Genomic DNA, 25881 nt, shown 5'->3' on the forward strand with positions numbered 1-25881 from the left:
CTGTAAAACATGATTATTATTATTCATAATTTATCGCTCGAAAGTTTCCGGAACAAGCAACTTTCAGCGATAAATTAATGATTACTGGATGACTGGCGTGACTATGACCTTTTCACTAAAATACGCGCGCAGTCAGGACTGATTATAAATTAACTGAGGAACTTTCAGCGATGAGTAATGTTGAAGAACGCGTCAAAAAGATAGTCGTCGAGCAATTGGATGTCAGCGAGGATTCTGTCACCAATGAAGCGTCATTTGTAGATGACCTGGGCGCGGATTCCCTTGATACCGTGGAACTGGTTATGGCGCTTGAAGAAGAGTTCGAGTGTGAAATCCCTGATGACGAGGCAGAGAAGATCGGCACTGTTCAGCAAGCGATTGATTACGTCAGCGCCCACCTCGGTTAATCACAGCCGTTTTCATGTACAGAACGCTGGTCATCCGCAAGGGTGCCGGCGTTCTGGTCATTTTGACACCGTATTTTTTCAATGGACTGGGGTAACGCACAGTGTCTGAACGCCGTGTAGTGGTTACAGGTCTGGGTGCTGTCACGCCTGTCGGTTCAACCGTCTCGGATACCTGGGAAAACATCATCTCGGGCAAAAGCGGGATTCGCCCGATAACGTCCTTTGATGTATCCGCATTCCCGGTGCGTTTCGGCGGCAGTGTCCAGAACTTCGATATCACGGAATACGTGTCGAAGAAAGATGCCCGCAAGATGGACACCTTTATTCATTACGGTGTGGCAGCGGGGATTCAGGCAATACGGGACTCAGGGCTGGAAGTGACCGAGGCCAATACGGAACGTGTCGGTGTCTCGATGGGCTCCGGTATCGGTGGTCTTCCCGGTATTGAAAAAAACTACGACGCCTATCTGGCCGGCGGCCCGCGCAAAATATCACCGTTTTTCGTGTCATCGAACATCATCAATATGATCTCAGGCAACCTTTCAATCCATCTGAACCTGAAAGGACCAAACATTGCCATGGTGACGGCATGCTCGACCGGAACACACAGTATTGGTGAGGCGGCGCGCATTATCGCCTACGGAGACGCCGACGCCATGCTGGCGGGAGGCGCTGAAATGGCCACTACGCATACCGGTCTGGGCGGGTTCGCAGCAGCCAAGGCATTATCGACGCGTAATGATGACCCTCAGGCCGCCAGCCGCCCCTGGGACCGCGACCGCGACGGCTTCGTGCTTGGCGATGGCGCAGGCGTACTGATGCTGGAAGAGTACGAGCATGCCCGCGCGCGTGGTGCGAACATTTATGCCGAGGTCGTGGGTTACGGAATGAGTGGCGACGCCTACCACATGACCCAGCCATCACCGAACGGAGAAGGCGCCTCACGCTGTATGCGTAACGCGATGCGTGATGCAGGACTCAACCCTGAGGCCGTTGATTACATCAACGCACACGGAACATCCACGCCGGCTGGTGATGTAGCCGAAGTCAGCGCAATCAAGCTGGCGTTTGGTGACCATGCCAGGCACGTAGCAGTCAGCTCAACAAAATCCATGACAGGACATCTGCTGGGTGCGGCAGGTGGTATCGAGGCCGTATTTTCCGTGCTTGCGATACGTGACCAGATTGCCCCTCCTACCATTAACCAGTTCACGCCAGATCCGGAATGCGATCTCGATTTTGTTCCTAACGAAGCCCGTGAAATGAAAATCGATGTCGCCATTTCCAACTCGTTCGGGTTTGGTGGCACCAACGGAACACTGGCTTTCGCGAAATTGCAGTGAACCGGTTGACGGTTTTTCATGCCGATGAAACCTGACAACGCTCATCCTGTGGATGAACTCGCTGCTGATATCCATTGTCGCACTCTGAGCCACAACCCGGATTTACTCGCATTACACGAAGCTTTCCCCGAACGTTACCCACACCTGCTGGAGAGTGCGGCATCTGGTCAGCGGGAGCGCTATGATATTTTGTTTGCCTTTCCCGGAGAATCCATCGAACTTCGTGAGCCTGACGATTTTGATTTTCTCGCAGCACTGGATACCGCATGGCAAAAAGAGCGGGTAGCCGGTAAAGGTGGACAGGCTATGGAGTTGCCATTCCATGGTGGCTGGTTCCTGTATCTGGCTTATGAGCTCGCAGGACAGATTGAGCCGCGACTCCAGCTTCCACGCGATGACAGCGAGTTGCCTGTTGCATGTGCAACACGTTTTCCTGCCGCCATTATCTTTGATCATGCCAGTAATCAGTCAGTACTGGTCTCCGAACAATACCCGCTGCTGGCTACGATGCTTGCTGATCTGGACCAGGTACCATCCCGGGCAGTCCGGAACGGATATCCAGTTGTCAAATTGTACGAAGATCCGGATGAACACTATCTTGAGGCAGTCGAGCGTGTGCTGGACTATATCCGTGAAGGAGATGTTTTCCAGGTCAACCTGTCGCGGGCCTGGAAGGGTGAATGGCCTCCACACACCGAAACAGCACAACTGTACCGTCGCCTGCGTACAGCAAACCCGGGGCCATTTAACGGACTTGCCACATTCGGCGCTAACGCTGTAATGAGTTCTTCGCCTGAGCGACTGGTCGAAGTGCATGATGGCCAGGTACAGACCCGACCCATTGCCGGTACGCGCCCGCGTGCCGGTGATGAACAACGGGATGCAGCACTGTCACGAGAACTGATGGCCCACCCCAAGGAGCGTGCCGAGCACATTATGCTGATCGACCTGGAACGAAACGATCTTGGTCGCATCGCAATACCCGGCAGTGTCGAGGTCAGTGAACTGATGGTACTGGAGTCCTATGCGAGCGTTCATCACATTGTGTCCAATGTGCAGGCAGAGGTTCGCCCGGACACTACGCCGGGAGATGTGATTCGGGCCGTTTTCCCCGGTGGTACCATTACCGGCTGCCCCAAGGTGCACTGTATGGAAATTATCGCTGCACTGGAAGATACAGGGCGCGGCGCCTATACCGGCTCGATGGGCTACCTGAACCGTGATGGCAGCCTTGATCTCAATATTCTGATTCGTACGCTGGTGCGCAGCGGGGGAGAACTCACGTTCCGGGCGGGTGCCGGAATCGTTGCCGACTCTGACCCTCATCATGAGCTGCAGGAAACGCGTGCCAAGGCACGTGCCATCATGCATGCGCTGGAACAAGGCCAGGCATAATGCGCTGTCTTGTCGATGGTGAACCGACAAGCTCGATCCCGGTCTCTGACCGTGGACTGCAGTATGGAGACGGTTTGTTTGAAACCTTTGCCGTGCGCGATGGAGGCATTCAGTTCCCGGAGCGCCATTTCACACGACTGGCGGCCGGTTGTGAACGACTGGGGTTCCCGGCGGTCGACTGGTCTGCGCTGCGCAGTGAAGTCATTGCCTTCACTGCAGACAAGCCGGCGGGCGTGCTGAAACTCATGCTGACACGCGGCTCAGGCCAGCGCGGATATGCGGCTGATAAACCTGCTGTGCGGCGTATATTATGTCTTTCGGACCTCCCGGAATGGCGTGGAGTACCTGGTGAGCAGGGAATACGGGTCCGGCTTTGCCGGATGCAGCTCGCAATCCAGCCGCACCTGGCCGGGTTAAAGCATCTGAACCGTCTCGAGCAGGTACTGGCGCGCAGGGAGTGGCAGGATGACGACATTCGCGAGGGGCTGCTGTGCGATACCGGGGGGCACATTATCGAAGGCACCATGAGTAACCTGTTCGTCGTCAGTAACGGTGTGTTGTATACGCCGCAACTGGATAACTGCGGTGTGGCCGGGGTGATGCGGTCTGTCATCATTGATGTTGCAGCACAGGCCTCACGGCCACTTGAAATCTGCGCACTTTCACGACAGGATGTACAACAGGCCAGCGAACTGTTTGTCTGCAACAGCCTGATCGGCATCTGGCCCGTGACAGCGATAGACGGCCTTGGTGAATATCCCGTCGGCCCGGTGACATGCAACCTGCAAACGCTTGTGCAAAATCACACTGATCACAATAACAACACCTGGTACGCGAAGTGACACAAGAAAATTCCGCCAGACCACGATTGAGTGACCGCCTGTTCCGGCTGACAGGTTTGCTGCTGGTGCTGGCCAGCTTTGCCGGCGCCTGGCTTGCCATGGATTTCGACAGTTTTCGTAGCACGCCCCTGGCGACAGGTGCCGAGCCAATCTCCCTGGTAATAAAACCAGGCAGTTCTTTAAGGACGGTCGCTGCGGAATTGCGTGAACGTGGTGTGCTCGAACGGCCTTTATATCTTGTGATGCTCGCGCGCTGGCAGAACGTCGACGGGAAAATCAAGGCGGGTGAATATGCACTGTCCCCCGGCATAACACCAGACAAGCTGTTACAGCAACTTACTGAAGGACAGGTACTGCAATACGCATTAACCCTCATCGAAGGTGAAACGTTTCGCGAAATGATGCTTCGCGTAAGCGAAGCACCGGCACTTGAACAGACGCTGGCGGACCATGACGGGGCCACTGTCATGCAAGCCATCGGCTACCCCGGGCTGCATCCTGAAGGCCGCTTTTTACCGGAAACCTACCACTACCCGCGCAGTACCCGTGATGTCGATGTTCTGCGGCGCGCATTTCGCGATATGGAAACCTTGCTTGATGCAGAGTGGATGAAGCGCGAAGCAGACCTGCCTCTGAAAACACCCTATGAAGCATTGATTCTGGCATCTATCGTCGAAAAGGAAACCGGGCTTGCCTCTGAACGCCCTCAAATTGCCGGTGTTTTTATCCGTCGGCTCAGAAAGGGTATGCGCCTGCAAACAGATCCAACGGTTATCTACGGCATTGGCGAGCAGTTCGACGGTGATATCCGCTTTCGTGACTTGCGCAAGGATACGCCGTATAACACCTACACCCGTGCAGGATTGCCGCCAACACCCATTGCCATGCCCGGCAAGGAAGCCATTCATGCCGTTCTGCACCCTGCGCCCGGCGACAGCCTGTACTTTGTGGCGCGTGGAGATGGCAGCCACCAGTTTTCTGCAACGCTTGGCGCCCATAATCGAGCTGTGGACAAGTACCAGAGAAAAAGACGCTGACCCCGTGAATACTCAGACAGATATTGGCCGTTTCATTACCCTCGAAGGTGGCGAAGGCGCCGGCAAGTCGACCAATGCGACCTATTTTGCCAGTCAGCTTGAAGCCGCCGGTATTACCTTGCGAGTGACACGAGAACCGGGTGGTACCGTACTGGGCGAGCGGATTCGTGAGTTGCTGCTTGATCCGTCCCACCAAGCCGTTCACGCAGATACCGAACTGTTGTTGATGTTCGCAGCCCGCGCACAACATCTCAACGAGGTTATCCTGCCGGCACTACAGGCCGGGGAATGGGTGCTTTGCGACCGCTTTACCGACGCTACCTACGCCTACCAGGGCGGTGGGCGGGGCATAGACATGCAGCGTATTGCCGAGCTGGAAGCCTGGGTTCAGCAGGGTTTTGAGCCGGACATGACCATCCTGTTCGACCTGCCGGTCGAAACCGGCCTGGCGCGTGCCGGAAAACGTGGTGCGCTGGATCGTTTTGAGCAGGAGCAAACTTCTTTTTTCACCTCGGTACGTGATACCTATTTGCAACGGGCGAAGCAGTATCCTCGAAGATTCCGTGTCATAGACGCAGCGCAAAAACTGGATGACGTTCAGCGCCAGCTCGATACATTGGTTGAAGAACTGCTTGCGACACGTGACAAGCATACCGGGGAGCAGACAAGGTGACGCCTGCCATGCCCTGGCTGGCGCCCGTCTGGCAACAGATCAACCGGGCGCGCCAGCAGTCCCGCCTGCCTCATGCCCTGTTACTGTCCGGCAGCGAAGGCGTTGGCAAGAAACATCTGGCGGAGCGTATTGCTCATGCGTTGCTGTGCGAGTCACCGAATGAGCAGGGCGAGCCTTGCGGGCAATGTGCGGCGTGTGGCTGGCTGGCTGCAGGAACGCACCCGGACCTTTTGCTGCTGGAGCCGGAAGAGGCGGGCAAGGCCATCAAGGTTGACCAGGTGCGCGCCCTGTCTGCAGGACTGGGTATTACCAGTCATGGCGGTCGCTACAAGGTTGCCATTGTCCGGCCCGCAGAGGCCATGAATATGAATGCCGCAAACAGTCTGCTGAAAACACTGGAGGAACCTACTGCCAACACGCTGCTCATACTCGGCACTGCAGCACCCGGGCGCCTGATACCCACAGTGCGCAGTCGTTGCCAGAAAATACAGGTTCCTCTACCCTCACAACAACAGGCACTGGGCTGGCTGGCTGCACACAACCTCGAGGGCGAAGCGGCCGTGGACAGCCTGTTACTGGCAGGAGGTGGCCCATTGTACGCACTGGTTTTACACCAGGAAGGGGCTGAGGCTTTACTCAACGACAGCCTGCAGCAATTACAGGCGGTCGGCGAGGGCCGTCTCGATCCCCTGACCGTCGCCAGTGAGTGGCAGGGCGACGAACTGGCGCTGCGACTTGCGGGATGGCGCCAGTGGTTGCAGTGGTTGATTCGGGCACAGTTTGTGCCGGCCGATAACGGTGCAGTAAATATGGCGCAGAAGTTGCACACCATTACAGAGTCGGTAGACTGTCAAAATCTCTATGCATTCATGGATCGCATAGATAGTGCACGGAATGCACTGGGTTCAGGCCTTAACCGCCAGTTGATGCTTGAAGATCTACTGATCCGCTGGGCGGCGATGCCGACTGGCCGTCAAAATAATGTCATGCAAGGTAGCAGGTAAATTATGGCAATGAATCCCGGTGGCGGAGCCCGACAGGGCATCCTCTCCCTGACAATCAAGGACAAGAGCGCGCTTTATGCCGCCTACATGCCTTTCGTCAAGAACGGGGGTCTGTTCATTCCTACGAATAAAACCTATCAGCTCGGCGACGAGGTGTTTATGTTGCTGACACTCATGGATGAGCCGGAAAAGATACCCGTGGCAGGCAAGATCATATGGATTACGCCTAAAGGCGCACAGGGAGCCCGTGCAGCCGGTATAGGGGTCCAGTTCAGTGATAACGATGATGGTTCTGCCCAGAAGAAAATCGAAACCTACCTGGCTGGCGCACTGACGGCTGATCGTCCCACGCATACCATGTAACATGAAGCAGCCGGTTCCGGCTGTATTCCCGATTTACCAGGACCACCGACATGCTGGTTGATTCTCACTGCCACCTCGATTTACTGCAACTGGAAGACGAAACGCTCGATAACGTGCTTGCAGAAGCACGCGATGCCGATGTGCAACAAATGCTGTGCGTGTCGGTCAGCCTGGAACGTTTTCCCGCAATGATGGAACTGATTGCGCCGCATCCACAGATTCTGGCATCGGTCGGCGTACACCCGGATGGCGAGGAGGGTGAGGACCCCGATGAGAACCGGCTGGTTGCACTTGCCGATAACGCGCGCATTGTCGCCATTGGCGAAACCGGTCTCGATTATTATCGTATCGAGGGTGATACGGGCTGGCAACGCGAACGTTTCCGCCGCCATATTCGTGCGGCGCGTGCTGTCAACAAGCCACTTATCGTGCATACCCGCGCGGCAAAGAAAGATACCTTGCGTATACTCAAAGAAGAGAATGCACAGGAAACCGGTGGTGTACTGCATTGCTTTACCGAAGACTGGGAAATGGCCAGGGCCGCTATGAATCTGAATTTCCATATCTCGTTTTCAGGCATCGTTACTTTCAAAAATGCCATCGAACTTAAAGCGGTGGCGAAACAGGTTCCAGCTGATCGAATGCTGGTGGAGACAGATGCCCCTTACCTGGCACCGGTGCCGAAACGCGGAAAAAGTAACCGCCCGGCCTATGTTCGGTACGTGGCCGAATATCTCGCCGAGCTAAGGGGCGAATCATTTGATGATCTGGCGCAGACTACGACCCGAAATTTTGAAAACCTGTTTATAAACAGATAAAACAAAAAGATAATTAATGTATCTATAAATCACATTAAGATAACCTGATGTTGTGACCTGAGTGCTCGGTCACAAAATGTAAAGCTCCGGCAGTGTTGGTCGTTATTACAAGAACCAGGACACAGAATTCTGAGTAGTAGCGCTTTCTGCACGGGCCCGGACGCCCGGTTTTAATACAAAAAATTCAAAGACAAGGGCGCCAGGACGGTGCAGGGAAGGGGTGCGGAGTCTTACCCCTGATGTTGTAACATGTCCGGGGTGCCGCCGTGGAAAGAAGAAAAGCGAAGCGCGACCAGATACTGGTCGATATCGATATTGCCCATCCGGGCGCCGGCTATTGCCATGGCCACGTAGAAAATATCAGCAAGGGCGGGGTATCAGTTCATGTTGACGAGGGCGAACTTCCCGCTGCCCAGCGTTCGGTGATCCTCAACATGCGGGTATGGACAGGAAATGAAATCCTGTACCGCAAGATGTATTGCCGCGTTGTTCGCCACAATAGTTCCAGGCTGGCGATGGAATTTGCTGAAAACGACATCGTTACCGAGGCAATTATCCAGGACCTGATGTTTTACCAGAAACGCGGGCAAAGACACGAACAGGAAAAGCAGGTGGCGACGGGCAGCTTTGCAAACGCCTTACCTGAACCTGCAGGTTCCTGAAAAACTCCTGTTCAGTGGTGCCCCTTGTACATCGCTTCGATCTGTTGTGCGTAGGTCTCGCAGACCTTGTCACGTTTCAGCTTGAGTGTAGGCGTAATCAGACCATCCTCGATAGTCCAGGGCTCCAGCTGGCAGTGAACGCTGTGAATTTTGGCGTAGCCGGGGAAAGCGCTGATCTGTTTTGCCACACGTTCGAGAATCGCTGCCGAAACCCGCGAGCTGTTACAACCATCCACACTGTCAGGATCGACGCCAAGTTGCCCTGCAAACACCTTCCACTGTTCAGGGTCAAGTACAAGTAACGCGGTGAGGTAAGGACGGTTATCACCGATGACCATGGCCTGCTCAAACAGAGGGTCGGCGACAATAGCCATTTCCATGTCAGCCGGGGGAACTTTCTCACCATTGGCAAGGACGATAATCTCCTTGAGTCGACCGGTAATATACAACTGACCATTTTCCAGCCTGGCTTTATCACCGGTATGAAGCCAGCCGTCATCATCGATTACTTCACGCGTCGCCTTTTCGTTGGCCCAGTAGCCAAGCATAAGACCGGGGCTTCGGATCAACAGTTCATCCTTTTCGCCGATGCGGGCCTCGACGTCTTCCAGCAGGCAGCCGACGCTGCGGGGATCATTATTCTCTATCGGGTTTACGCTGATGACAGGACTGGTCTCAGTCAGCCCATAGCCCTGAATCATGGGTAACCCAAGGCCAATGAATAACCGCGCAACGTCAAACGGTAGTGGCGCACCTCCCACGACGGCAAGTCGCATCCGTCCGCCGAGCTTTTCCATGACCTTGCTTGCAACCAGCTTGTTCAGCAATGGCCATAACAAAAGTCCGGGCGTCCAGCCGGCACGCCCTTGCCGGAATTCGAACCGCCGCCACCCGACGTTGACCGCCATACGGAAAAGCGCACGCGCGATCGGAGATTTTTCCTCCAGACCCGCATGGATCTTGTTGTAGACACGCTCGAAGATACGCGGTACGGAAATCAACAGGGTTGGTCGAACGGCCAGCAGGTCCTCACCAAGCTGGGGGATAGAGCGGTTATATGCTACAGCGGCGCCCAGCATCATCGGCAGGTAATAGCCCGCCGTGCGTTCGAGCGTGTGGGACAGGGGAAGAAAGGACAGGAACAGTTCATCAGGGGTTCTTTTCACCACCTGAAGGCTGCGATAGGCATTCCAGAGAATATTATAGTGGCTGAGCATTACCCCCTTGGGCCGCCCGGTAGTGCCCGAGGTATAAACGATTGTTGCCAGCGCGTCCTTGTCCCAGTTAACGCGCACCAGCTCGGCCTCGTCAGGTAGCCATTCCCCGGCTGTGAGTAGCCGCATATCGGGGTGGCCGCTGGTATCGATGTGTTCAAGACTGATGATGCGGTTCAGAAAACCCAGCTGGTCCCAGACCGGCTGTAACGCGTCCCAGTGCTCCTGATGCCCGATCAGGAGCACTTTTACGCCCGCATTTTGCAATATGTAGGCTACATTTTCGGCCCGGTCCTGGGTGTACAGGGGTACGATGACCAGTCCATTGGCAAGTGCAGCCTGGTCGTACATGACCCATTGCGGGCAGTTTTGCATGAGCACTGCAACACGATCTCCGGGCTGCAGATCTTCCGAAGCAAGTGCCGCCTGCCAGCGTGCTGCTTCCTGACCGGCTTCGGACCAGCTGATGTCCTTCCATTCTTCGCATTCCTGATCGAAGTAACGATACGCCAGCGCGTCAGGGGTTCGTTTGACGCGTTCAAAAAACAGGCCCGAAAGTGTTCCCGCCTGTTCAGGTGTTACCAGGTGACTTTCATTGTTCTTGTTCATTGTTATTCACTCGCCATATTGTCACTTAATGAAAAACCTGCCACGTCTTTCCACCCGGAATCCGGTTTGAAACGGATACCGAACTTTTGCTCAAGACTGTTCAGTCGCTGGTAAAGTATGTCGGCTCCTGTACTCTCGATATAATGCAGGGGGCCACCGCGGAACGGCGCAAAGCCGGTACCGTATACCATGCCGCCGTCAAGATGATCCGCTTTCTCGACGACCTTCTCACGCAGGCAGGCAACAACTTCATTGAGCATACGCAGTATCATGCGGTCGATTACCTCTTCACCTGCATGATGCACCCTTGGCCAAACCGGCTTGACAGGCTTGCCTTTCTTGTACTGGTAGAAACCCCTGCCACTTTTACGCCCCAGGTTCCCCTGGCTTACCAGATCACGCAATCGTTGTGGTAACTCGACGTTGAAGTGTTCTCCGAGGTTCTCGGCAACATGCAGGCATATATCGAGTCCTACCGTGTCTGCAAGCTCAACAGGCCCCATCGGCATCCCGAATGCAACGGCCTGACGATCAATTTCAATAGCAGGTACCCCTTCACTCTCCAGTTGTACGGCTTCGAGCAGGTAGGGCATGAGAATACGATTGACAAGAAAGCCCGGTGTGCTGGTCACCGGCAGCGGAAGCCGGTCGATGCGGCGCGCAAAGGTTGTTGCCCTGAGCACGACATCTGCATCGGTAACCTCGTCACGTACGATTTCCACCAGCTGCATTTTCGCCACGGGGTTGAAAAAGTGCAGCCCGACCAGTCGTTGGGGTTGTTTCAGAACAGTACGCAGTTCCCCCAGTGGAATACTGGATGTATTGGTGGCGAGAATGGCATCAGCTCGCATGCGTGGTTCCAGTTGTGCGTACAGTTGCCGCTTGGCGTCAGCATCTTCGAATATTGCTTCGATCACGACATCAGCACGCTCTACGCCAAGCCCCCTGTGATCCGGCATCAGGCGATCCATGGCTTCCTGTACCGGGCGTGGCCGCCGCAAACGGCGTTTGAACAGCTGGTGAGCGCGTTTGATTGCCGGTGCTATACGTTCGGGTGACTGATCCTGCAGGGTTACCTGCATACCCCTGAAGGCACACCAGGCTGCGATATCGCCCCCCATGATGCCTGCCCCGACAACATGTACCCGCTGCGGGTGATAGTCAGAATGATTGCCCAGGGCCTTCAACTGTTCCTGCAACAGGAAAACTCGAATGAGATTCTGCGCTGTGGAACCGACAATAAGTCTTGCGACCGATTCTGCTTCTGCATGCAGCATGTCACGCTCGGCATCAGCAAAGTTACGCCAGATATCGATAAGCGCCCAGGGTGCCGGGTAGTGTTCCTTACGGGCTTTTTTACCCACCTGGTATTCAAAAACTTTTGCCAGCACCGGGCGCACCCAGGCGTGATTGGTCAGGGCCTGCAGGCGTGCAGGCTTATGTGGCGGAGGAGGATCGAGTATCAGTGCGCGCGCGGCGGTTTTCAGGTGACGTTCCGGCAAGGCGTAGTCAACGATGCCCATGCGTTTTGCCGTACGGCCATCGACGGTACGCCCGCTGAGCATAAGATCCATGGCGTGCAATGCACCGACCAGCGGTGTAAGCCTTGCCGAGCCGCCAAAACCCGGGTGTATGCCGAGCCGGACTTCCGGCAACCCCAGCCGTGTGCCCTTGTCATCACGGGCAATACGGTATCGACAGGCCAGCGACAGTTCAAGACCACCTCCCAGGCAGAAACCATGAATCAACGCGACGGTCGGGAAGGGTAGCGCGGCCAGTCGGTCAAACACGGCCTGCCCTCGCTGGATGGCGTCCAGCGCCTGGTCGTAATTTTCGAGCTGCGTAAATTCGCGTACGTCTGCACCGGCGATAAAGCCGTTGGGCTTGTCTGACAGGATAACCAGGCCGCGTGGTTTACACTCTACAAGCTCCAGCAGTGTCTCGTAAAAGCCTTCCAGCACAGAAGCGGACAGAACATTGGTGCCGGAGTCCTGTTTGTCAAAATGCAGCCAGGCAATGTTGTCTTCATCAATGTGTGTATTCAGGTCAGGCCTGTTTTCCATCATACGATCCTCTCTACCAGCATGGCGCCACCCTGGCCACCACCGATGCACAGGCTCGCCATCCCACGTTGTGCACCCTCACGTTGCAGGGTTTTCAGCAGGTGCAGCACAATGCGTGCACCACTGGCACCGACCGGGTGTCCGAGAGAAACACCGCCACCATCCACATTCAGGCGTTCCTCATCGATCGGTGTGAACGCGTGCATAAGTCCAAGCTCGTCCTTGCAAAAGTCTTCACTTTGCCAGGCGCGCAGGCAGGACTGCACCTGTGCGGCAAATGCTTCGTTGATTTCCCAGTAGTCAATATCGGCAGAGTCGAATCCGTGACGTTCAAGAATCGGTGCCATGGCATGTACCGGCCCCAGGCCCATCTGGCTGGGGTCGAGTCCTGCCCACTGACTGTCACGTATCTGACCGATTACCGGGAGCTTGTATTTCTCCACGGCCTCTTCAGAAGCAAGAATCAACAGGGCGGCACCGTCGGTTATTTGCGCACTGTTACCGGCAGTAATTTTACCGAAGGGGCGTTCAAAGGCCGGCCGCAGTTTTGCCAGCTTCTCAACACTGCTGTCCGGGCGGCAGCCGTCATCATGATCATGGTATTTTCCGGCTTCATCATAGACAGTTTCAATTTCGTCGAGGCGCCCCTGCTCTGTAGCACTGGCCAGTCGCTGATGGCTGCGCACAGCGAAAGCATCCATCTCTTCACGACTGACACTGAAACGGTGTGCGAGAATTTCTGCTGTCTGCCCCATGTTGAGACCGACAATCGGGTCGGTCAGCCCGCACAGCAGACCGATGACCGGTTTGAGGAAGGCGGGCCGGAACGCTACCGCGGCCTTTAGTTTGTCGACTGGTGTGCGGGCCGAACTGAAGGTGCCCAGCCAGGCAGCCATGGCAGTACCAAACAGTAACGGTGCATGGCTCATGGCCTCTGTGCCGCCTGCCAGTACCAGTTCGGAGCGCCCGCTGGCGATATCCTGGGCGGCACAGTCGAGAGCCTGCATACCGGACGCACAATTTCGCTGCACGGTCCAGGCAGGGACTTTTTCCCCGCAGCCGAGGCGCAGTGAAACGACACGGGCAATATTGATCTCGTGCGGGGCGGGCATAACGCAGCCAAGAATAACCTGGTCGAAAGCCTCGGCACTGAACGGTTGACGATAGAGCAGGGCGCGCCCTGCCTGAAACGCCAGATCAGATGCGTGAAACGGACCAGGCTTGTTCCTCGCGCGCAAAAACGGTGAGCGCGCTCCGTCTACGACGTAGACTGGTCGGCCTGTGGCGAGAGGGTTTGGTTGCGCTGCCATGAGCTGTTCTTCTCCTTCCAGTAGTCCCTGGGAAATTCATCGACTCCGATGACCTGTTGCCTTGCAGTGATGGCGGCACGCACCTGGGCCGCTTCGCGTTCGTCGATTATGCCGGCTGAAACCGCTTCGTCCAGATACAGTTCGGGATCGCCGGACTCAAGTTGACCACTGCGCATGGCGTTTCGCAAGTTCGACAGCACGGGTTGTGCAGCCGTTGCACGTTCCAGCGCAATCTCAAGCTGGTGGACAGGATCATCTTCATCGTCTGATATGAACAAGCCTTCGGTAAGGCGTTCACGACCTGTTCCCCAACGCAGAACAACGTTCGCAGCGCGCTGAAGCAAGACATCATCCGGGGCGCGGTAACTTGCATTGTATGGAAACAGTATCCATTTCAATATACGGCCCAGTGTGCGGTGAGGCAGGTTATCGTATACCTCGAACAGCCTTTGCTGTGCCTGGTATAGCGCATCGCGCACTGTCCACTCCAGTAATGGCCGGTCTGTGGTCTGGCGTCCTTCATCCTCGAATCGCTTGAGAGCGGCCGAAGCAATATACATCAGGCTCAGGACATCACCGAGACGACCGGAAATCGATTCTTTTCTTTTCAGCGCACCACCCAGGGTCAGCAATGCGGCTTCTGCGGTAACGGCAAATGCTGCACTAAGACGCGTCAGTTGTCGGTAATATCGGGCTTCTTCCCGGTCAGTCGGCGCTTGTGCAAAGCGTGCACGTGTCAGTCCATGGAACGTGGCACGTGCCAGATTGCCGGTCAGCAGTTTGATGTGCCCGAACAATGCGTGGTCAAAGGCTGTGACATCCTTTTTCCGGGCGGCTTCCATTTCTTTCAGTAGCCAGGGGTGGCAGCGGATCGCACCCTGGCCGAAGATGATCAGGCTACGGGTCAGAATATTTGCGCCCTCCACCGTGATGGATATCGGAATGGCCTGGTATACGCGTGCCAGGTAGTTACGCGGTCCCATACAGATTCCACGACCACCGTGTATGTCCATGGCATCATCGATGACGCGACGCATGCGTTCTGTCAGGTGATACTTGACGATAGCCGAGGCAACCGAAGGTTTTTCACCTGCATCAACTGCCAGCGTAGTAAGGCCACGCGCTGCGTCCATGGCATAGGCATTACCGGCAATACGCCCGAGCACCTCAGAGATACCTTCAAACTTGCCAATCGGCGTCTTGAACTGTTTGCGTACGGCCGCATAGGCGCCACAGGTACGCGCGGACAGCTTGCCGGCACCCGTGCTGAGCGCCGGCAGGGAAATAGAACGGCCATCAGCCAGGCTTTCCATGAGCATGCGCCAGCCTTCACCGATACGCGCCTGACCGCCGATGATCCAGTCCATGGGGATAAAAACATCTTTGCCCCGGTTGGGACCATTCATAAATGCCTGATTGAGCGGGAAATGGCGGCTACCGATATCGATGCCGGGTGTGTCGGTCGGGATCAACGCCAGTGTGATGCCGCGTTCTTCCTCATCACCGATCAGATGGTCCGGATCGTATAACTTGAAAGCCAGCCCCAACACTGTCGCGACCGGTCCCAGTGTGATGTAGCGCTTCTCCCAGTTGAGCCGGATGCCGAGTGTTTCCTCGCCGTTGAATGGCTGCCGGCAAACCACACCACGATCCGGCATGGCGGCGGCATCACTGCCGGCCTCCGGGCCGGTGAGGGCAAAACAGGGAATTTCTTCGCCACTGGCAAGACGGGGAAGGTAGTGATCCTTCTGGTCTTCGGTGCCGTAGTGCAGCAACAGTTGCGCCGGTCCAAGCGAATTGGGAACCATTGTAGTGACTGCAGCCGTGATGCTGCGACTGGCAATTTTCATGACCACACTGGAGTGACCATGCGCTGTAAATTCCAGTCCGCCATACTGCTTCGGGATAATCATGCCGAAAAAACGCTGTTGTTTGAGAAATTGCCAGACAGGCAAGGGAAGGTCGTGCAGGTCTTCGGTGATTTTCCAGTCATCGATCATGCGGCACAGTTCATCAACGGGGCCATCGATGAAAGCCTGTTCCTCGGCATTCAGGGCGGGTTTGTCATAAGCCAGCAACTTGCGCCAGTCCGGCTTCCCACTGAACAGGTCAGCTTCCCACCAGGTGCTTCCTGCCTCCAGTGCTTCACGCTCAGTGTCTGAAATCGATGGCATTAATTTCCTGAACAATTGCAGTACAGGGTCACTGACAACCTTGCACCGCAGGGAAGGTAAGCCCAGTACCGCGGCAGCAGGAATAAACACCAGCCATGCCGGTACCAGTAGCCATGCGCTGGCGGTATGGAAGGAAGGCCATATCAGCAGGCAGGCGCCAATGAATGCAATCCATGCCCAGGCCGGCGCGCCTCTTGCTGCCAGCGTCCAGCAGGCGGCGAGAACAAGGACGATTTCCAGTAGTGTCACCATGATCATTCTCCTGAATCGTCAGCTGGTTTTTTCAGTACCGGAAGGTTCATTTTCATCCGTACCTTGCGCATCTGGCCCGGAAACAGCAGCGTTGCCTGTCGCTGATTCTATATCGGTTGTCTGCACGGTATCCTTGTCACCTGCTACATCCGGTTGCATGGTAGGGACAAAACACTCGCCGTGATCATTGCAGATTCTTCCTTTTTTATCCCACGGAAGCCCGTGGTAGGAGTGCGACTTGCCAAAATCCAGGTGCGGACATTTAATGATTTCAAAGTAGGGTGAGTAATCAAAATCACGTGGTGTAAACAGGCGTGTATTACGCGGAATCATACGCAGTGAGCCATCAAGTTTTTCTTCCAGAACCGGTAGCACCGGAAACTTGACCGATGCGAAGGCTGCCGCAATCATGGACGAGCAAACCGATCGGGTCGGCAAACCGGCGTTATGTTCAAACAGACTGGAGCGCCAGCGGCGCGGAATAACACTGTAGGGCAGCAGGAAGCGGGCAAGGTCGAGCAGTTGGCGAAGATCGTAATCAAACCCCAGGTGTTGTAACGAGAATTCCAGGACATACTGGGCATCTTGCCGCGTGAGTCCGGTAGGGCGGCATATACGTAATGAGGCGTTTCGGTATTTGCTCAACGGGTTGACTACCATACCCTCACCAAGCCAGGCCTCAATCACCAGCTGCTCGTTGGGGTCCCCGTCATAGAAGCTCAGTATCTTGCCACGCAGTACCGGGTCATCGATATCGTGAACCCGGCCAATATACAATGCAGAATGTGACCAGGGACTTTGAGTGATGGTACGGATAATTTCGGACACACGGCTACGCCCTTCGACGAGAATAACGTCGCAGGGACGAACTTCGTAACGAATACGATCAAAATCGCAAAGTGGCGGGGAGCTTTGCTGGTGCTCTATCGTGAGCCAGCGAACAATCTTCCTCCCCAGCCAGGCTGCTGGATTAAACACCATACAACCTCCGCTTTCGGTGCCTGTGTACAGTTTGGACAGTCAAACTCACGATCTGTTTGAGCCTTCATTCTGCGGGTTATATTCCAATAATAGCGGCAACCGGACGTTATTGATTAAAAAATACTTTACGGTTATAGAGATGAGGAATTCAAAGTGGTTGACAGGCAAGTTCCAGCGCTCTGTCCAGAACTGCCTGAGGGGTATAGAAATGAGGTGAAAAGCGGATTCCACCCCCTCTCAGTGCACAGATAACCCCTTGTTTCTGCAAGTACTGGTATCGCTTGCCTGTATCCTCGTCGGGGAATCGGAAGGTGACAATGCCTGCGCGCTGCCCGGGGCGTGTTTCTGAGAGAATTATAGCGCCTTTATTTATTAGGTTATCAATAAGATATGATACTTTAACAGAAATCAGATTAGATATTTTTTCCATTCCGGTTTCGAGCAGCAAACCAATACTGGCGTGCAGTGCATGTATGCCCAGCATATTCGGGCTACCGCATTCGAAACGGCGGGCGGTCTGTGCCGGTTCCCAGTCAACACGGTCGTAGTCCCCCATTGCCTCGACCATGTGCCAGCCGAACTGTCGCAGCGTCAGCCGCTCCAGCCATGCCTGCCGGCAATAGAACAGGGCAAGCCCCTCCGGGCCAAGCATCCACTTGTGTCCGTCGGCCATCACGAAGTCGGCATGGCAAGCCTGAACATCGAAGGGCAGGGCGCCAATACTCTGAATCGCATCTACGCAGAAGACGATATCGCGCTCCCGACAGGCACGCCCGATGGTTGCCAGATCCAGTGCAAGGCCTGTTGCATACTGGACAGAGCTGACCGACACCAGGCGCGTCTGTTCCGACATGGCATCGACCAGCTGTTGGGCGGGGCTTGTGTTTGCGACATCTGTTTCGATCTGGCGGACAGTTACGCCCAGAGGTTTCAGGGACTCCCACACGATACGATTGGAAGGAAACTCCTGTGTACTGATAAGGACTTCGTCACCCGGCTTCCAGTCCAGTCCCCAGGCGACAACAGAGAGCGCTTCCGAAGTGCTTTTCAGCAGGGCAATCTCATCGCTACTCTGTGCGTTGATTAATTGTGCCAGCCTGTCACGGAGTTGTTGCTCGATGTTCAGCCATTGTGCATAGCGCTGTGAACCTGTGGCCGCGTTTTCTTCACAGAACGCGGTTACGGCCTGTACTGTACGTAGGGGCCAGGGCGCTACAGCAGCATGGTTAAGGTGACAAATCCCGGGGTCAAGATTGAATTCCTTCTCGGGTGCGGTGCTGATAGCGGCCTTATCCATAGTCACAGTATGCAGAAAAACATTGTCAGCGTGTACCGCGCTTGTCTATCGGAACGTAATTGCGCTCCTTTTCGCCAACATATAGCTGGCGCGGGCGGCCTATGCGCTGATTGTCTTCACTGATCATTTCCATCCACTGGGATACCCAGCCGACTGTACGGGCGATGGCAAACATGACAGTAAACATATTGGTCGGTATGCCCAGCGCACGGTAGATCAGTCCCGAATAAAAATCCACGTTGGGATACAGTTTCCGTTTAACAAAATATTCGTCGTTAAGCGCAATTTCTTCCAGTTTCAGTGCCAGCTCAAAACGCGGGTCATTGGCATCGCCCAGTTTTTCCAGCACTTCATGACACATCTCGCGGATGATTCGTGCACGCGGGTCATAGTTCTTGTAGACCCGGTGCCCGAACCCCATTAACCTGAACGGGTCATTCTTGTCCTTTGCACGCGCCAGGTACTTTGGCACATTGGCAATATCGCCGATTTCATCGAGCATGTTCAGGACAGCCTCATTGGCCCCGCCATGTGCAGGTCCCCACAGGGCTGCAATTCCCGAGGCAATGCAGGCAAACGGGTTGGCTCCTGAGCTGCCGGCCAGACGTACGGTCGAAGTGCTGGCGTTCTGCTCGTGGTCAATGTGCAGGATAAAAATCAGATCAAGGGCTTTTTCCGCTACCGGGTTAAGCACGAAAGGTTCGCAGGGTACTGCGAACATCATGTTCAACAGGTTCCCTGTGTAGCTGAGGCTGTTGTCCGGGTATACCTGCGGTTCACCGACCGAGTGTTTGTAACTGGCCGCTGCAATACTCGGCATCTTGGCAATCATCCGGTGCGCGGCTATCTCCCGGTGGCGGGGGTTATTGATATCAGTAGAATCGTGGTAGAAAGCAGAGAGCGACCCCACCACGCCAACCATGATCGCCATCGGGTGTGCATCATGATAGAAACCACGGAAGAAACTTTTCAGGGACTCATTCAGCATGGTGTGGTGAATGATAATCCTGCGAAACTCCTCCAGCTGCTGTTGTTGCGGCAGTTCGCCATACAGCATAAGGTAGGCCACTTCGAGAAAATTACTTTTCTCTGCCAGCTGTTCGATCGGGTATCCCCGGTACATCAGCTTGCCATTTTTACCGTCCAGGTAGGTCAGTTGACTATGGCAGCTTGCGGTAGACAGGAAGCCGGGGTCGTAAGTGAAATACCCGGTTTCCCGGTAGAAGCTGCCGATATCGACTGCGTCGGGTCCCTGTGTCGCCTTGCGTATGGGAAGCTCGATACGCTTGCCGGTCCGGTTGTCAATAACGGTAACGGTATCTTCACTCACTGGTGCTCTCTCCTGTGCAGTGTCAAGAATTATGGAAGTAGTCTTATATCGGCCCTGACCATATCGGCAGAACGATCAAAGTCTTTTTGTTCCGATGCGTTCAGTTTTAATTCGACGATCTTAACCAGGCCATTCTCGTCGAGCACAGCCGGAACGCCCATGGCAATGCCTTGCTGGCCGTATTCACCCTCGAGAATACTCACACAGGGGAGAATACGCTTGCGATTATGCTGTATGGCGTCCACCATCGAGGCTATTGCTGCAGCCGGTGAATCGTAGGCGCTGCTGTGTTTTTTCAGTGCGAGAATCTCGCCTCCCCCCTGACGGGTTCGCTCGGCAATCTGCTCGATGGTAGCTGTACCGAGAAAATGTTCTATGGGTATACCGGAAATATCGGTGAAACGGGGCAGGGGGACCATCGCATCACCGTGACCACCGAGCACCAGGGCAGAGATATCCTTGATTGAGTAACCGGTCTCAAGCGCAATAAAACTGATCATGCGCGCCGTATCCAGTGCACCGGACTGTCCAAATACACGGTTGCGTGACCAGCCGGAGCGTTGCCAGGCTCTCCATGTCAACACATCGACAGGATTGGTGACCATCATGATCATCGCATCAGGTGCGAATTTCACCGCATGGTCAACCAGTCCGTCAATAATGGACAGGTTGGCCTCGAGCACGTCGGAACGTGACATCCCCGGCTTGCGCGGGAAGCCGGCCGTTATGATGACCATGTCCGAGTCAGCCATGATGGCCGGATCGGTATCACCGGTAACGCGCGTATCAAAACGCAGCAGGGAGGCGGACTGCTGTATATCCAGTGCAATGCCCTGTGGAACACCTTCGTGAATATCCAGCAGCGCCACTTCACGACACAATTCTTCCTTGGCGATAATCTGGGCAGTCGATTCACCAACACGACCTGCACCAACAATACAGATTTTGTGCATTTATACCTCCCTGCCAAAATGTGGCCTGACTTGCTAACTATAGCCAGCGCCGGGCCATCCATCCAATCAGTTCGAGCAACCTGTCTCCCCAGAAGCGTCGCTTCCAGTGTACCGCACTGATCTCCCTGGATGAATCAAGATCTTCAATGAATTGAGTTTCGAGCTGGTGACAAAGTTCCTCATCCTGCGTAAAGAGATTCAGTTCGTAGTTAAGAAAGAAGCTCCGGTAGTCAATGTTTGATGTTCCGATAATTGTAAAATGCCTGTCAACGACAATGGCTTTGGCGTGCAACAGTCTGGGCAGGTACTCATGGATTTGTACACCGGCATCCAGCAGTGGCGCGTAGACGGCCTGCGCGGCCCACCGGGTGAGCGGGATATCGGTCTTCCCCGGCACAAGGAGCTTTACTTTTATACCCTGCCTGGCGGCCCGGGTTAACAGCTTTTGCGTAAGGCTGTCTGGAATGAAGTAGGGGGTTGTTACATGAATACTTTGCTGCGCATCGGCCATCGTTTGACGGAACAACATGTTCATATAACGACGGCTGCCGCGCGTGTAATTCGATACCAGGAGCGTATTGTTCACAGAGGTGAGTGGGAAGTGTGAGCGCTTCTTCCCGCGCCAGAAATCATCGAACAGTATTCTTGCCTGTGCAGCAAGGTTACCGCCGAAACGTACATGCATATCACGCCAGCGTGCTGGGCCATATACTGAAATAGAATTTTCACGGTGAATATTGAAACCGCCCACCCAGGCTGTGTTGCCGTCAACGACCAGGAGTTTACGATGATTACGCTGGTTATAGCGCCATGGCCGACGCCAGTCCCAGCGGTGAAACCAGCGCACCTGAACCCCGTGCGATATCATCCCGTCTGTCAGCTTGTGGGATGACCAGAAAAACGAACCGGCGGCATCGAGGTGGATCCTGACCCGGACGCCCGCCTGCGCCTGGTTTGAAAGCAGCTGTGCAAAGCGCTGACCAATCTCGTCATCGGCAAAAATATAGCTTTCCAGGAGTACTTCCGTGCGGGCTGCAGCAATCTGTGTCAGCATATCCTCGTAGAGGAGGTCGCCTTCTGTAAAAAGAACGAAGCCTTTTTCTGTGCTGCCGTGGTCCGGCGGTCGCTCGTCAGACACGCGATTTGGCGTTAACGATTGAAGTGAAGGATTTCTGCATCCTGTTGCCGGGGCCCGGCAAATTCATCAAGAGGTATCGGGTGACCAATGTGGAATCCCTGGACAAAGTCGACACCGGTTTCGCGAAGCACCTGCAGTGATTCTTCCGATTCAACATATTCCGCAGTGGTTTTCATATTCATCATGCGTGCTATCTCGCAGATCGACTTGACCATCATTCGGTCAACTTCACTGTTGGCTATATTACGGATAAACGCGCCATCAATCTTGACGATATCAACGGGAAGGTCTTTAAGGTAGGCAAGTGATGACAGCCCGCTGCCGAAATCGTCCAGTGCGAAAAGACACCCCTGGTTTCGTAGTGCAAGCATGAACTGCGTGGCCTGGGAGATATTCGATATAGCCGCTGTTTCAGTCACTTCGAAGCACAGTTTCGAGGCCGGAACAAGGGAGCCGTCTATACGTTCCAGCGCATAGTTTCTGAATGCATCATCACAAAGCGAAAGCGCTGAAAGGTTTATCGAGCAAACCTCCAGTTCGGCAAGTGCGTCAGGGTGATTTTCAAACCATGTCATGGCCTGGTCAAGCACCCATTGGTCAAGTTTTCCGGACAGGTTATAGCGTTCAGCAACCGGCATGAATGCGCCGGGGTTCACCATGACCTCATTGTCGCGCAGACGAAGGAGTATCTCGATATGCTGTCCGCCTTTTGTCCCGCAACAGGGCGTAATTTCCTGGGCGAAGAGACTGAACGCATCATTATCCAGTGCCTCGGTAATACGGCTTGCCCAGCGCCCATCACCGACCTTGCCGATAATGGCCCGGTCACCAGGGCGGAACACATGTACACGGTTTCTGCCCAGCTGTTTGGCTTCGTAGCAGGCTGAATCTGCAAGACTGAGAACATCCTCTACAGAACCCGAATGTTGGACAGGCACAACGCCTATACTGGCGCCAATACTGAAACGCCGGGCTTTCCACTGGAAACGGAAGTCCTCGATCATTTCCCGTATACGGTTGGCAAGAATTTCTGCCTGCTCAAGTGGGCAGTGTTCCATTAATATCGCGAATTCATCCCCACCCAGTCGCGCCAGCGTGTCTCGCGAGCGGATCTGACGTGACAAAAGGGATGCCACCTGGCGCAACAGTTCATCCCCGGCACTGTGCCCGCAGGTGTCGTTGATGACCTTGAACTGATCCAGATCCAGGTAGCAAAGCACGTGGTGGTCACTGGTGTTCATTGATGCAGCAAGCATGCGACGCAAACGTGCATCGAACTCCCGCCGATTGATTAACTGGGTAAGTTCGTCATGCGTTGCCTGGTAGGACAGCTGCTTGCGCAGTTCGTGTTGTTCGGAGATATCACGACAAAGCACCAGCATACGCGGTTGACTGGTATCGGGGTCAAGGCTCACCCGTTGGTGCACCCAAAGTACAGATCCGTCTTTCCTTACCTTGCGGTATTCGAGTCCGTTTTTCTCAACCGGATCCGCGAAGCGCTCAGTGATATAGGCAATTACACGCTCGCAATCCTCAGGATGAATAACCATGGTTGCCGGCTGCCCAACGAGTTCATCAACCTCGTAGCCAAGCATCTCTGCACCGGTACGATTAATCGATTCAAATTCTCCACGGGCATTGACGATGGAATAGATGTCCGGGGCATTTTCATACAGGGTCTGGTAGCGCGCCTCACTGACTTTTCTCGCTTGTTCCGATTTAACAGTATCGGAAACATTCCTGAATATTCCCCGGGTCGATACAGCTTCGCCCCCTTTGAATATACTTCCGCAGTCACCTTCAAGATGAACGATCTCACCTGTTTTCGTCACATATTTAAAATCGATACGTTCAAATGATTCACCTTTTTTCAGGCGTGAGAAGCGGTCATGGCAACACGCCAGACTGTCAGCGTGCAAAACATCGGCCAGTAACAGGTGGCTGATCTCTTCCACACTGTAGCCCATGGTTTCCCGCCAGGCCCGGTTGGTGTAGAGAAAACTTCCATCCTTTGACAAACACTGAATAAGGTCACTGGTGTTGTCAAAAATATCGAGATAGCGCTCACGACTTTCCTGCAATTCTTCCGCCAGCGCCTGTTGACGCGCTTTCTCTTCTGCCTGTCGCACAACATAGGGGACCAGCGCACACAGTCTGGCCAGTGAGGCGGGTGTATTGACGACCAGCTGCTCAATACCGTTATCCAGGCAACGGATGGCTTCCGGTTCCGAACCGGTTCCGGCGACAAGAATAACAGGCAGGTTTTCACAGCCGTGCTGTTGTAGCAAACGGGGCAGGTCCTGTGCAGAAAAATCTTCCAGTACAGGCTCGCAGATAATGACGTCAGGGAGTTGGTCGCTTGTTAACGCGCCACTGACAGAATTGTGCTGAAAAATATTGAGAAGGTTAAAAGCAAAGTCAGCATCTTTCAGCGCATCCTGAACTGCATCGCAGGATGTGGTACTGCCAACCATCAGTATATTGACGCTTCGTTTACTCATTAAGCCCAACCACGTATTCTGTTTTCCACGAGTTTAATAAATCTGTGGGATGTGTGTCGCGACATATTTGTCATATTTGCCCAAAATCAGACAGTTGTTACTTCGGCATAGCGATGTAAATCTTCACACATACATTTATAATCAATATATTACATTATTTATCTAATGTTTACACTTAAGAGCGGGTCACGGCAAGGCTATGAAACTGAGCATTATTATCCCTGTTCTTGACGAAGCGAAAACGATGGGTACTCTTTTGAATGCCTTGCAATCGTTCCGTGAGCGTGGACACGAAGTGATCGTCATCGATGGAGGTAGCGGCGACAACAGCGTAGCGATCGCCAGCCCACGCTGTGATCTCTGCCAGGTAACCCCGGCAGGCCGCGCAATTCAGATGCAGGCCGGTGCTGACGTGGCGAACGGTGATGTCCTGTGGTTTCTACATGCGGACTCCCGGGTTCCGGCGGGTGCGGATGAAATGATCTCGCAGGTTCTGGACCATGCAGGCTGGGGCGGTTTTCCGGTACGTCTCTCTGGCAGCCAGCGATTGTTGAGAATCGTAGAACGGCTGATGAATATCCGCTCGAGACTGACGGGTATTTTGACCGGTGACCAGGGTATCTTTATTGAGCGGCAGATATTCGATCAGGTTGGTGGCTTTCAAGCGATCCCGCTCATGGAAGATATTGATCTCAGCACACGCCTGAAGCGGGTGACAAGGCCGGCATTTGCTGGCGGCGTACTGGAGACCTCCAGCCGTCGTTGGGAAAGCCATGGCACGGTGCGGACGATTGTCCGAATGTGGCTATTACGACTGGCTTTTTCTGTTGGCGTCCCCGCGCATTATCTCGCTAATCACTATGTCTAGTGTCAGCGAGTTCAGGTTTCCGGATGCCTGTATTGTTATCATGGCGAGGTCACCGGAGTACGGCCAGGTAAAAACACGCCTGGCTGCCGGTATTGGTGATGACGCAGCCCTTGCAGTTTATCGGCAATTGCTTGAAATAACGCTTCACACCGCAGCCGACAGCAGGCTTGCGCCGGTTGAACTGCATATCGACGGCGACCTCACACACCCGTTTGTACAAGCGCTCGTCATCACCACGGGTGTAAATCTGGTTGCCCAGCAAGGCGGTGACCTTGGGGAGCGGATGTATCTTGCGCTTCGCCAGGTGCTGGACCATCACAACAGTGCACTCATTATTGGTAGCGACTGCCCGGCTATGGGAACGGCCTATCTCGAAAATGCACTGCAACGACTGGCCAACGGGACAGAGGTGGTTATCGGACCCAGTGAGGATGGGGGATATGTTCTCATCGGCGGGAAAAGGGCAGATGAACGATGGTTTCATGCGATAGACTGGGGTAGCGACAGCGTCATGCAGCAGACCCGCACAGCGCTGCAGAATGCCGGCATGCATTACACGGAACTCGATATGCTCTGGGATGTCGATTACCCGGAAGACTACAAACGCTGGCAGGATGTCTGTCAGGTAACCGTAAACCAGCCATGAA

22 protein-coding genes are annotated in these 25881 nt (G+C 54.6%); 12 read left to right on the forward strand and 10 right to left on the reverse strand.

All coding sequences use genetic code 11. From position 1 onward, the window contains the following. Positions 1-170 precede the first annotated feature (170 nt). From acpP to DFR30_RS07845, 10 genes are all read left to right on the forward strand, one after another. Positions 171-407 (forward strand): acyl carrier protein, encoded by a 237-nt coding sequence (gene acpP, locus DFR30_RS07800; RefSeq protein ID WP_132972124.1) that lies wholly within the window; start codon positions 171-173, stop codon positions 405-407. Positions 408-508: 101 nt separating this feature from the next. Beyond that, entirely contained in the window at positions 509-1750 is a 1242-nt protein-coding gene (fabF, locus tag DFR30_RS07805; protein ID WP_132972125.1) for a beta-ketoacyl-ACP synthase II, read from the forward strand. Between the two features lie 24 nt (positions 1751-1774). Further along, positions 1775-3145: an aminodeoxychorismate synthase component I gene (locus DFR30_RS07810; RefSeq protein ID WP_132974414.1), complete on the forward strand. Its 1371-nt coding sequence runs from the start codon at positions 1775-1777 to the stop codon at positions 3143-3145. After that, the gene (gene pabC / locus DFR30_RS07815; RefSeq protein WP_132972126.1) at positions 3145-3987 is read left to right on the forward strand and encodes an aminodeoxychorismate lyase; all 843 of its coding nucleotides are present in this window, start codon (positions 3145-3147) and stop codon (positions 3985-3987) included. The genes DFR30_RS07810 and pabC overlap by 1 nt, the downstream gene beginning before the upstream one ends. Then, positions 3984-5024 (forward strand): endolytic transglycosylase MltG, encoded by a 1041-nt coding sequence (gene mltG / locus DFR30_RS07820; RefSeq protein ID WP_243640698.1) that lies wholly within the window; start codon positions 3984-3986, stop codon positions 5022-5024. The genes pabC and mltG overlap by 4 nt, the downstream gene beginning before the upstream one ends. Before the next feature lie 4 nt (positions 5025-5028). After that, positions 5029-5697, forward strand: a complete 669-nt coding sequence (tmk, locus tag DFR30_RS07825; RefSeq protein ID WP_243640699.1) for a dTMP kinase — start codon at positions 5029-5031, stop codon at positions 5695-5697. Further along, positions 5694-6701, forward strand: a complete 1008-nt coding sequence (locus DFR30_RS07830; RefSeq protein WP_132972128.1) for a DNA polymerase III subunit delta' — start codon at positions 5694-5696, stop codon at positions 6699-6701. The genes tmk and DFR30_RS07830 overlap by 4 nt, the downstream gene beginning before the upstream one ends. 9 nt (positions 6702-6710) lie before the next feature. After that, on the forward strand, positions 6711-7064 hold the full coding sequence (locus DFR30_RS07835) for a PilZ domain-containing protein (protein ID WP_132974416.1): 354 nt from the start codon (positions 6711-6713) through the stop codon (positions 7062-7064). A gap of 50 nt (positions 7065-7114) precedes the next feature. Next, on the forward strand, positions 7115-7882 hold the full coding sequence (locus DFR30_RS07840) for a TatD family hydrolase (RefSeq protein ID WP_132972129.1): 768 nt from the start codon (positions 7115-7117) through the stop codon (positions 7880-7882). Between the two features lie 266 nt (positions 7883-8148). Further along, positions 8149-8544, forward strand: coding sequence for a PilZ domain-containing protein (locus DFR30_RS07845; RefSeq protein WP_132972130.1), 396 nt, complete (start codon positions 8149-8151; stop codon positions 8542-8544). Positions 8545-8555: 11 nt separating this feature from the next. On the opposite strand, the gene DFR30_RS07850 is transcribed toward DFR30_RS07845, so the two are convergent. The 10 genes from DFR30_RS07850 to DFR30_RS07895 all read right to left on the reverse strand — a co-directional run bounded on the left by DFR30_RS07850 (position 8556) and on the right by DFR30_RS07895 (position 24366). Next, positions 8556-10367 (reverse strand): AMP-dependent synthetase/ligase, encoded by a 1812-nt coding sequence (locus DFR30_RS07850; RefSeq protein ID WP_132972131.1) that lies wholly within the window; start codon positions 10365-10367, stop codon positions 8556-8558. A 2-nt stretch (positions 10368-10369) separates the two neighbouring features. Then, complete coding sequence (locus DFR30_RS07855) at positions 10370-12430, reverse strand: 3-hydroxyacyl-CoA dehydrogenase NAD-binding domain-containing protein (RefSeq protein ID WP_132974417.1); 2061 nt, start codon at positions 12428-12430, stop codon at positions 10370-10372. Beyond that, positions 12430-13740 carry an acetyl-CoA C-acetyltransferase gene (locus DFR30_RS07860; protein WP_132972132.1) on the reverse strand — a complete coding sequence of 437 codons (1311 nt, stop codon included), beginning with the start codon at positions 13738-13740 and terminating at the stop codon, positions 12430-12432. The genes DFR30_RS07855 and DFR30_RS07860 overlap by 1 nt, the downstream gene beginning before the upstream one ends. Then, a complete protein-coding gene (locus tag DFR30_RS07865) occupies positions 13689-16166 on the reverse strand; it encodes an acyl-CoA dehydrogenase (protein ID WP_132972133.1) in 2478 nt (825 codons plus the stop codon). The genes DFR30_RS07860 and DFR30_RS07865 overlap by 52 nt, the downstream gene beginning before the upstream one ends. Positions 16167-16184: 18 nt before the next feature. Next, positions 16185-17147: a YiiX/YebB-like N1pC/P60 family cysteine hydrolase gene (locus DFR30_RS07870; protein ID WP_132972134.1), complete on the reverse strand. Its 963-nt coding sequence runs from the start codon at positions 17145-17147 to the stop codon at positions 16185-16187. Positions 17148-17295: 148 nt separating this feature from the next. Further along, entirely contained in the window at positions 17296-18444 is a 1149-nt protein-coding gene (locus tag DFR30_RS07875; protein ID WP_132972135.1) for an aminotransferase class V-fold PLP-dependent enzyme, read from the reverse strand. Between the two features lie 25 nt (positions 18445-18469). Then, a complete protein-coding gene (locus tag DFR30_RS07880; RefSeq protein ID WP_132972136.1) occupies positions 18470-19774 on the reverse strand; it encodes a citrate synthase in 1305 nt (434 codons plus the stop codon). 29 nt (positions 19775-19803) lie between these two features. Further along, a complete protein-coding gene (mdh, locus tag DFR30_RS07885) occupies positions 19804-20727 on the reverse strand; it encodes a malate dehydrogenase (protein ID WP_132972137.1) in 924 nt (307 codons plus the stop codon). A gap of 37 nt (positions 20728-20764) precedes the next feature. After that, a complete protein-coding gene (locus DFR30_RS07890; protein WP_207891846.1) occupies positions 20765-21865 on the reverse strand; it encodes a phospholipase D-like domain-containing protein in 1101 nt (366 codons plus the stop codon). Between the two features lie 11 nt (positions 21866-21876). Continuing rightward, positions 21877-24366: an EAL domain-containing protein gene (locus tag DFR30_RS07895; RefSeq protein WP_132972138.1), complete on the reverse strand. Its 2490-nt coding sequence runs from the start codon at positions 24364-24366 to the stop codon at positions 21877-21879. A 199-nt stretch (positions 24367-24565) separates the two neighbouring features. Between DFR30_RS07895 and DFR30_RS07900 the strand changes: the two genes are divergently transcribed. Both DFR30_RS07900 and DFR30_RS07905 read left to right on the forward strand, forming a co-directional pair. Beyond that, the gene (locus DFR30_RS07900; RefSeq protein WP_132972139.1) at positions 24566-25234 is read left to right on the forward strand and encodes a TIGR04283 family arsenosugar biosynthesis glycosyltransferase; all 669 of its coding nucleotides are present in this window, start codon (positions 24566-24568) and stop codon (positions 25232-25234) included. Between the two features lie 40 nt (positions 25235-25274). Then, complete coding sequence (locus DFR30_RS07905) at positions 25275-25880, forward strand: TIGR04282 family arsenosugar biosynthesis glycosyltransferase (protein ID WP_165869139.1); 606 nt, start codon at positions 25275-25277, stop codon at positions 25878-25880. Position 25881 lies beyond the last annotated feature (1 nt).

Origin of the sequence: Thiogranum longum (assembly GCF_004339085.1) — a bacterium.
Lineage (GTDB): Bacteria > Pseudomonadota > Gammaproteobacteria > DSM-19610 > DSM-19610 > Thiogranum > Thiogranum longum.

What these genes read in the sequence shown, in the direction of transcription:
- mdh (WP_132972137.1), bottom strand. Translation starts at nt 20,727, where the DNA reads ATGCACAAAATCTGTATTGTTGGTGCAGGTCGTGTTGGTGAATCGACT.
- DFR30_RS07810 (WP_132974414.1), top strand. Translation starts at nt 1,775, where the DNA reads ATGAAACCTGACAACGCTCATCCTGTGGATGAACTCGCTGCTGATATC.
- pabC (WP_132972126.1), top strand. Translation starts at nt 3,145, where the DNA reads ATGCGCTGTCTTGTCGATGGTGAACCGACAAGCTCGATCCCGGTCTCT.
- DFR30_RS07905 (WP_165869139.1), top strand. Translation starts at nt 25,275, where the DNA reads ATGGCGAGGTCACCGGAGTACGGCCAGGTAAAAACACGCCTGGCTGCC.
- acpP (WP_132972124.1), top strand. Translation starts at nt 171, where the DNA reads ATGAGTAATGTTGAAGAACGCGTCAAAAAGATAGTCGTCGAGCAATTG.
- DFR30_RS07840 (WP_132972129.1), top strand. Translation starts at nt 7,115, where the DNA reads ATGCTGGTTGATTCTCACTGCCACCTCGATTTACTGCAACTGGAAGAC.
- DFR30_RS07850 (WP_132972131.1), bottom strand. Translation starts at nt 10,367, where the DNA reads ATGAACAAGAACAATGAAAGTCACCTGGTAACACCTGAACAGGCGGGA.
- DFR30_RS07895 (WP_132972138.1), bottom strand. Translation starts at nt 24,366, where the DNA reads ATGAGTAAACGAAGCGTCAATATACTGATGGTTGGCAGTACCACATCC.
- DFR30_RS07875 (WP_132972135.1), bottom strand. Translation starts at nt 18,444, where the DNA reads ATGGATAAGGCCGCTATCAGCACCGCACCCGAGAAGGAATTCAATCTT.
- DFR30_RS07865 (WP_132972133.1), bottom strand. Translation starts at nt 16,166, where the DNA reads ATGGTGACACTACTGGAAATCGTCCTTGTTCTCGCCGCCTGCTGGACG.
- DFR30_RS07835 (WP_132974416.1), top strand. Translation starts at nt 6,711, where the DNA reads ATGAATCCCGGTGGCGGAGCCCGACAGGGCATCCTCTCCCTGACAATC.
- DFR30_RS07855 (WP_132974417.1), bottom strand. Translation starts at nt 12,430, where the DNA reads ATGGAAAACAGGCCTGACCTGAATACACACATTGATGAAGACAACATT.
- DFR30_RS07860 (WP_132972132.1), bottom strand. Translation starts at nt 13,740, where the DNA reads ATGGCAGCGCAACCAAACCCTCTCGCCACAGGCCGACCAGTCTACGTC.
- DFR30_RS07900 (WP_132972139.1), top strand. Translation starts at nt 24,566, where the DNA reads ATGAAACTGAGCATTATTATCCCTGTTCTTGACGAAGCGAAAACGATG.
- DFR30_RS07870 (WP_132972134.1), bottom strand. Translation starts at nt 17,147, where the DNA reads ATGGTGTTTAATCCAGCAGCCTGGCTGGGGAGGAAGATTGTTCGCTGG.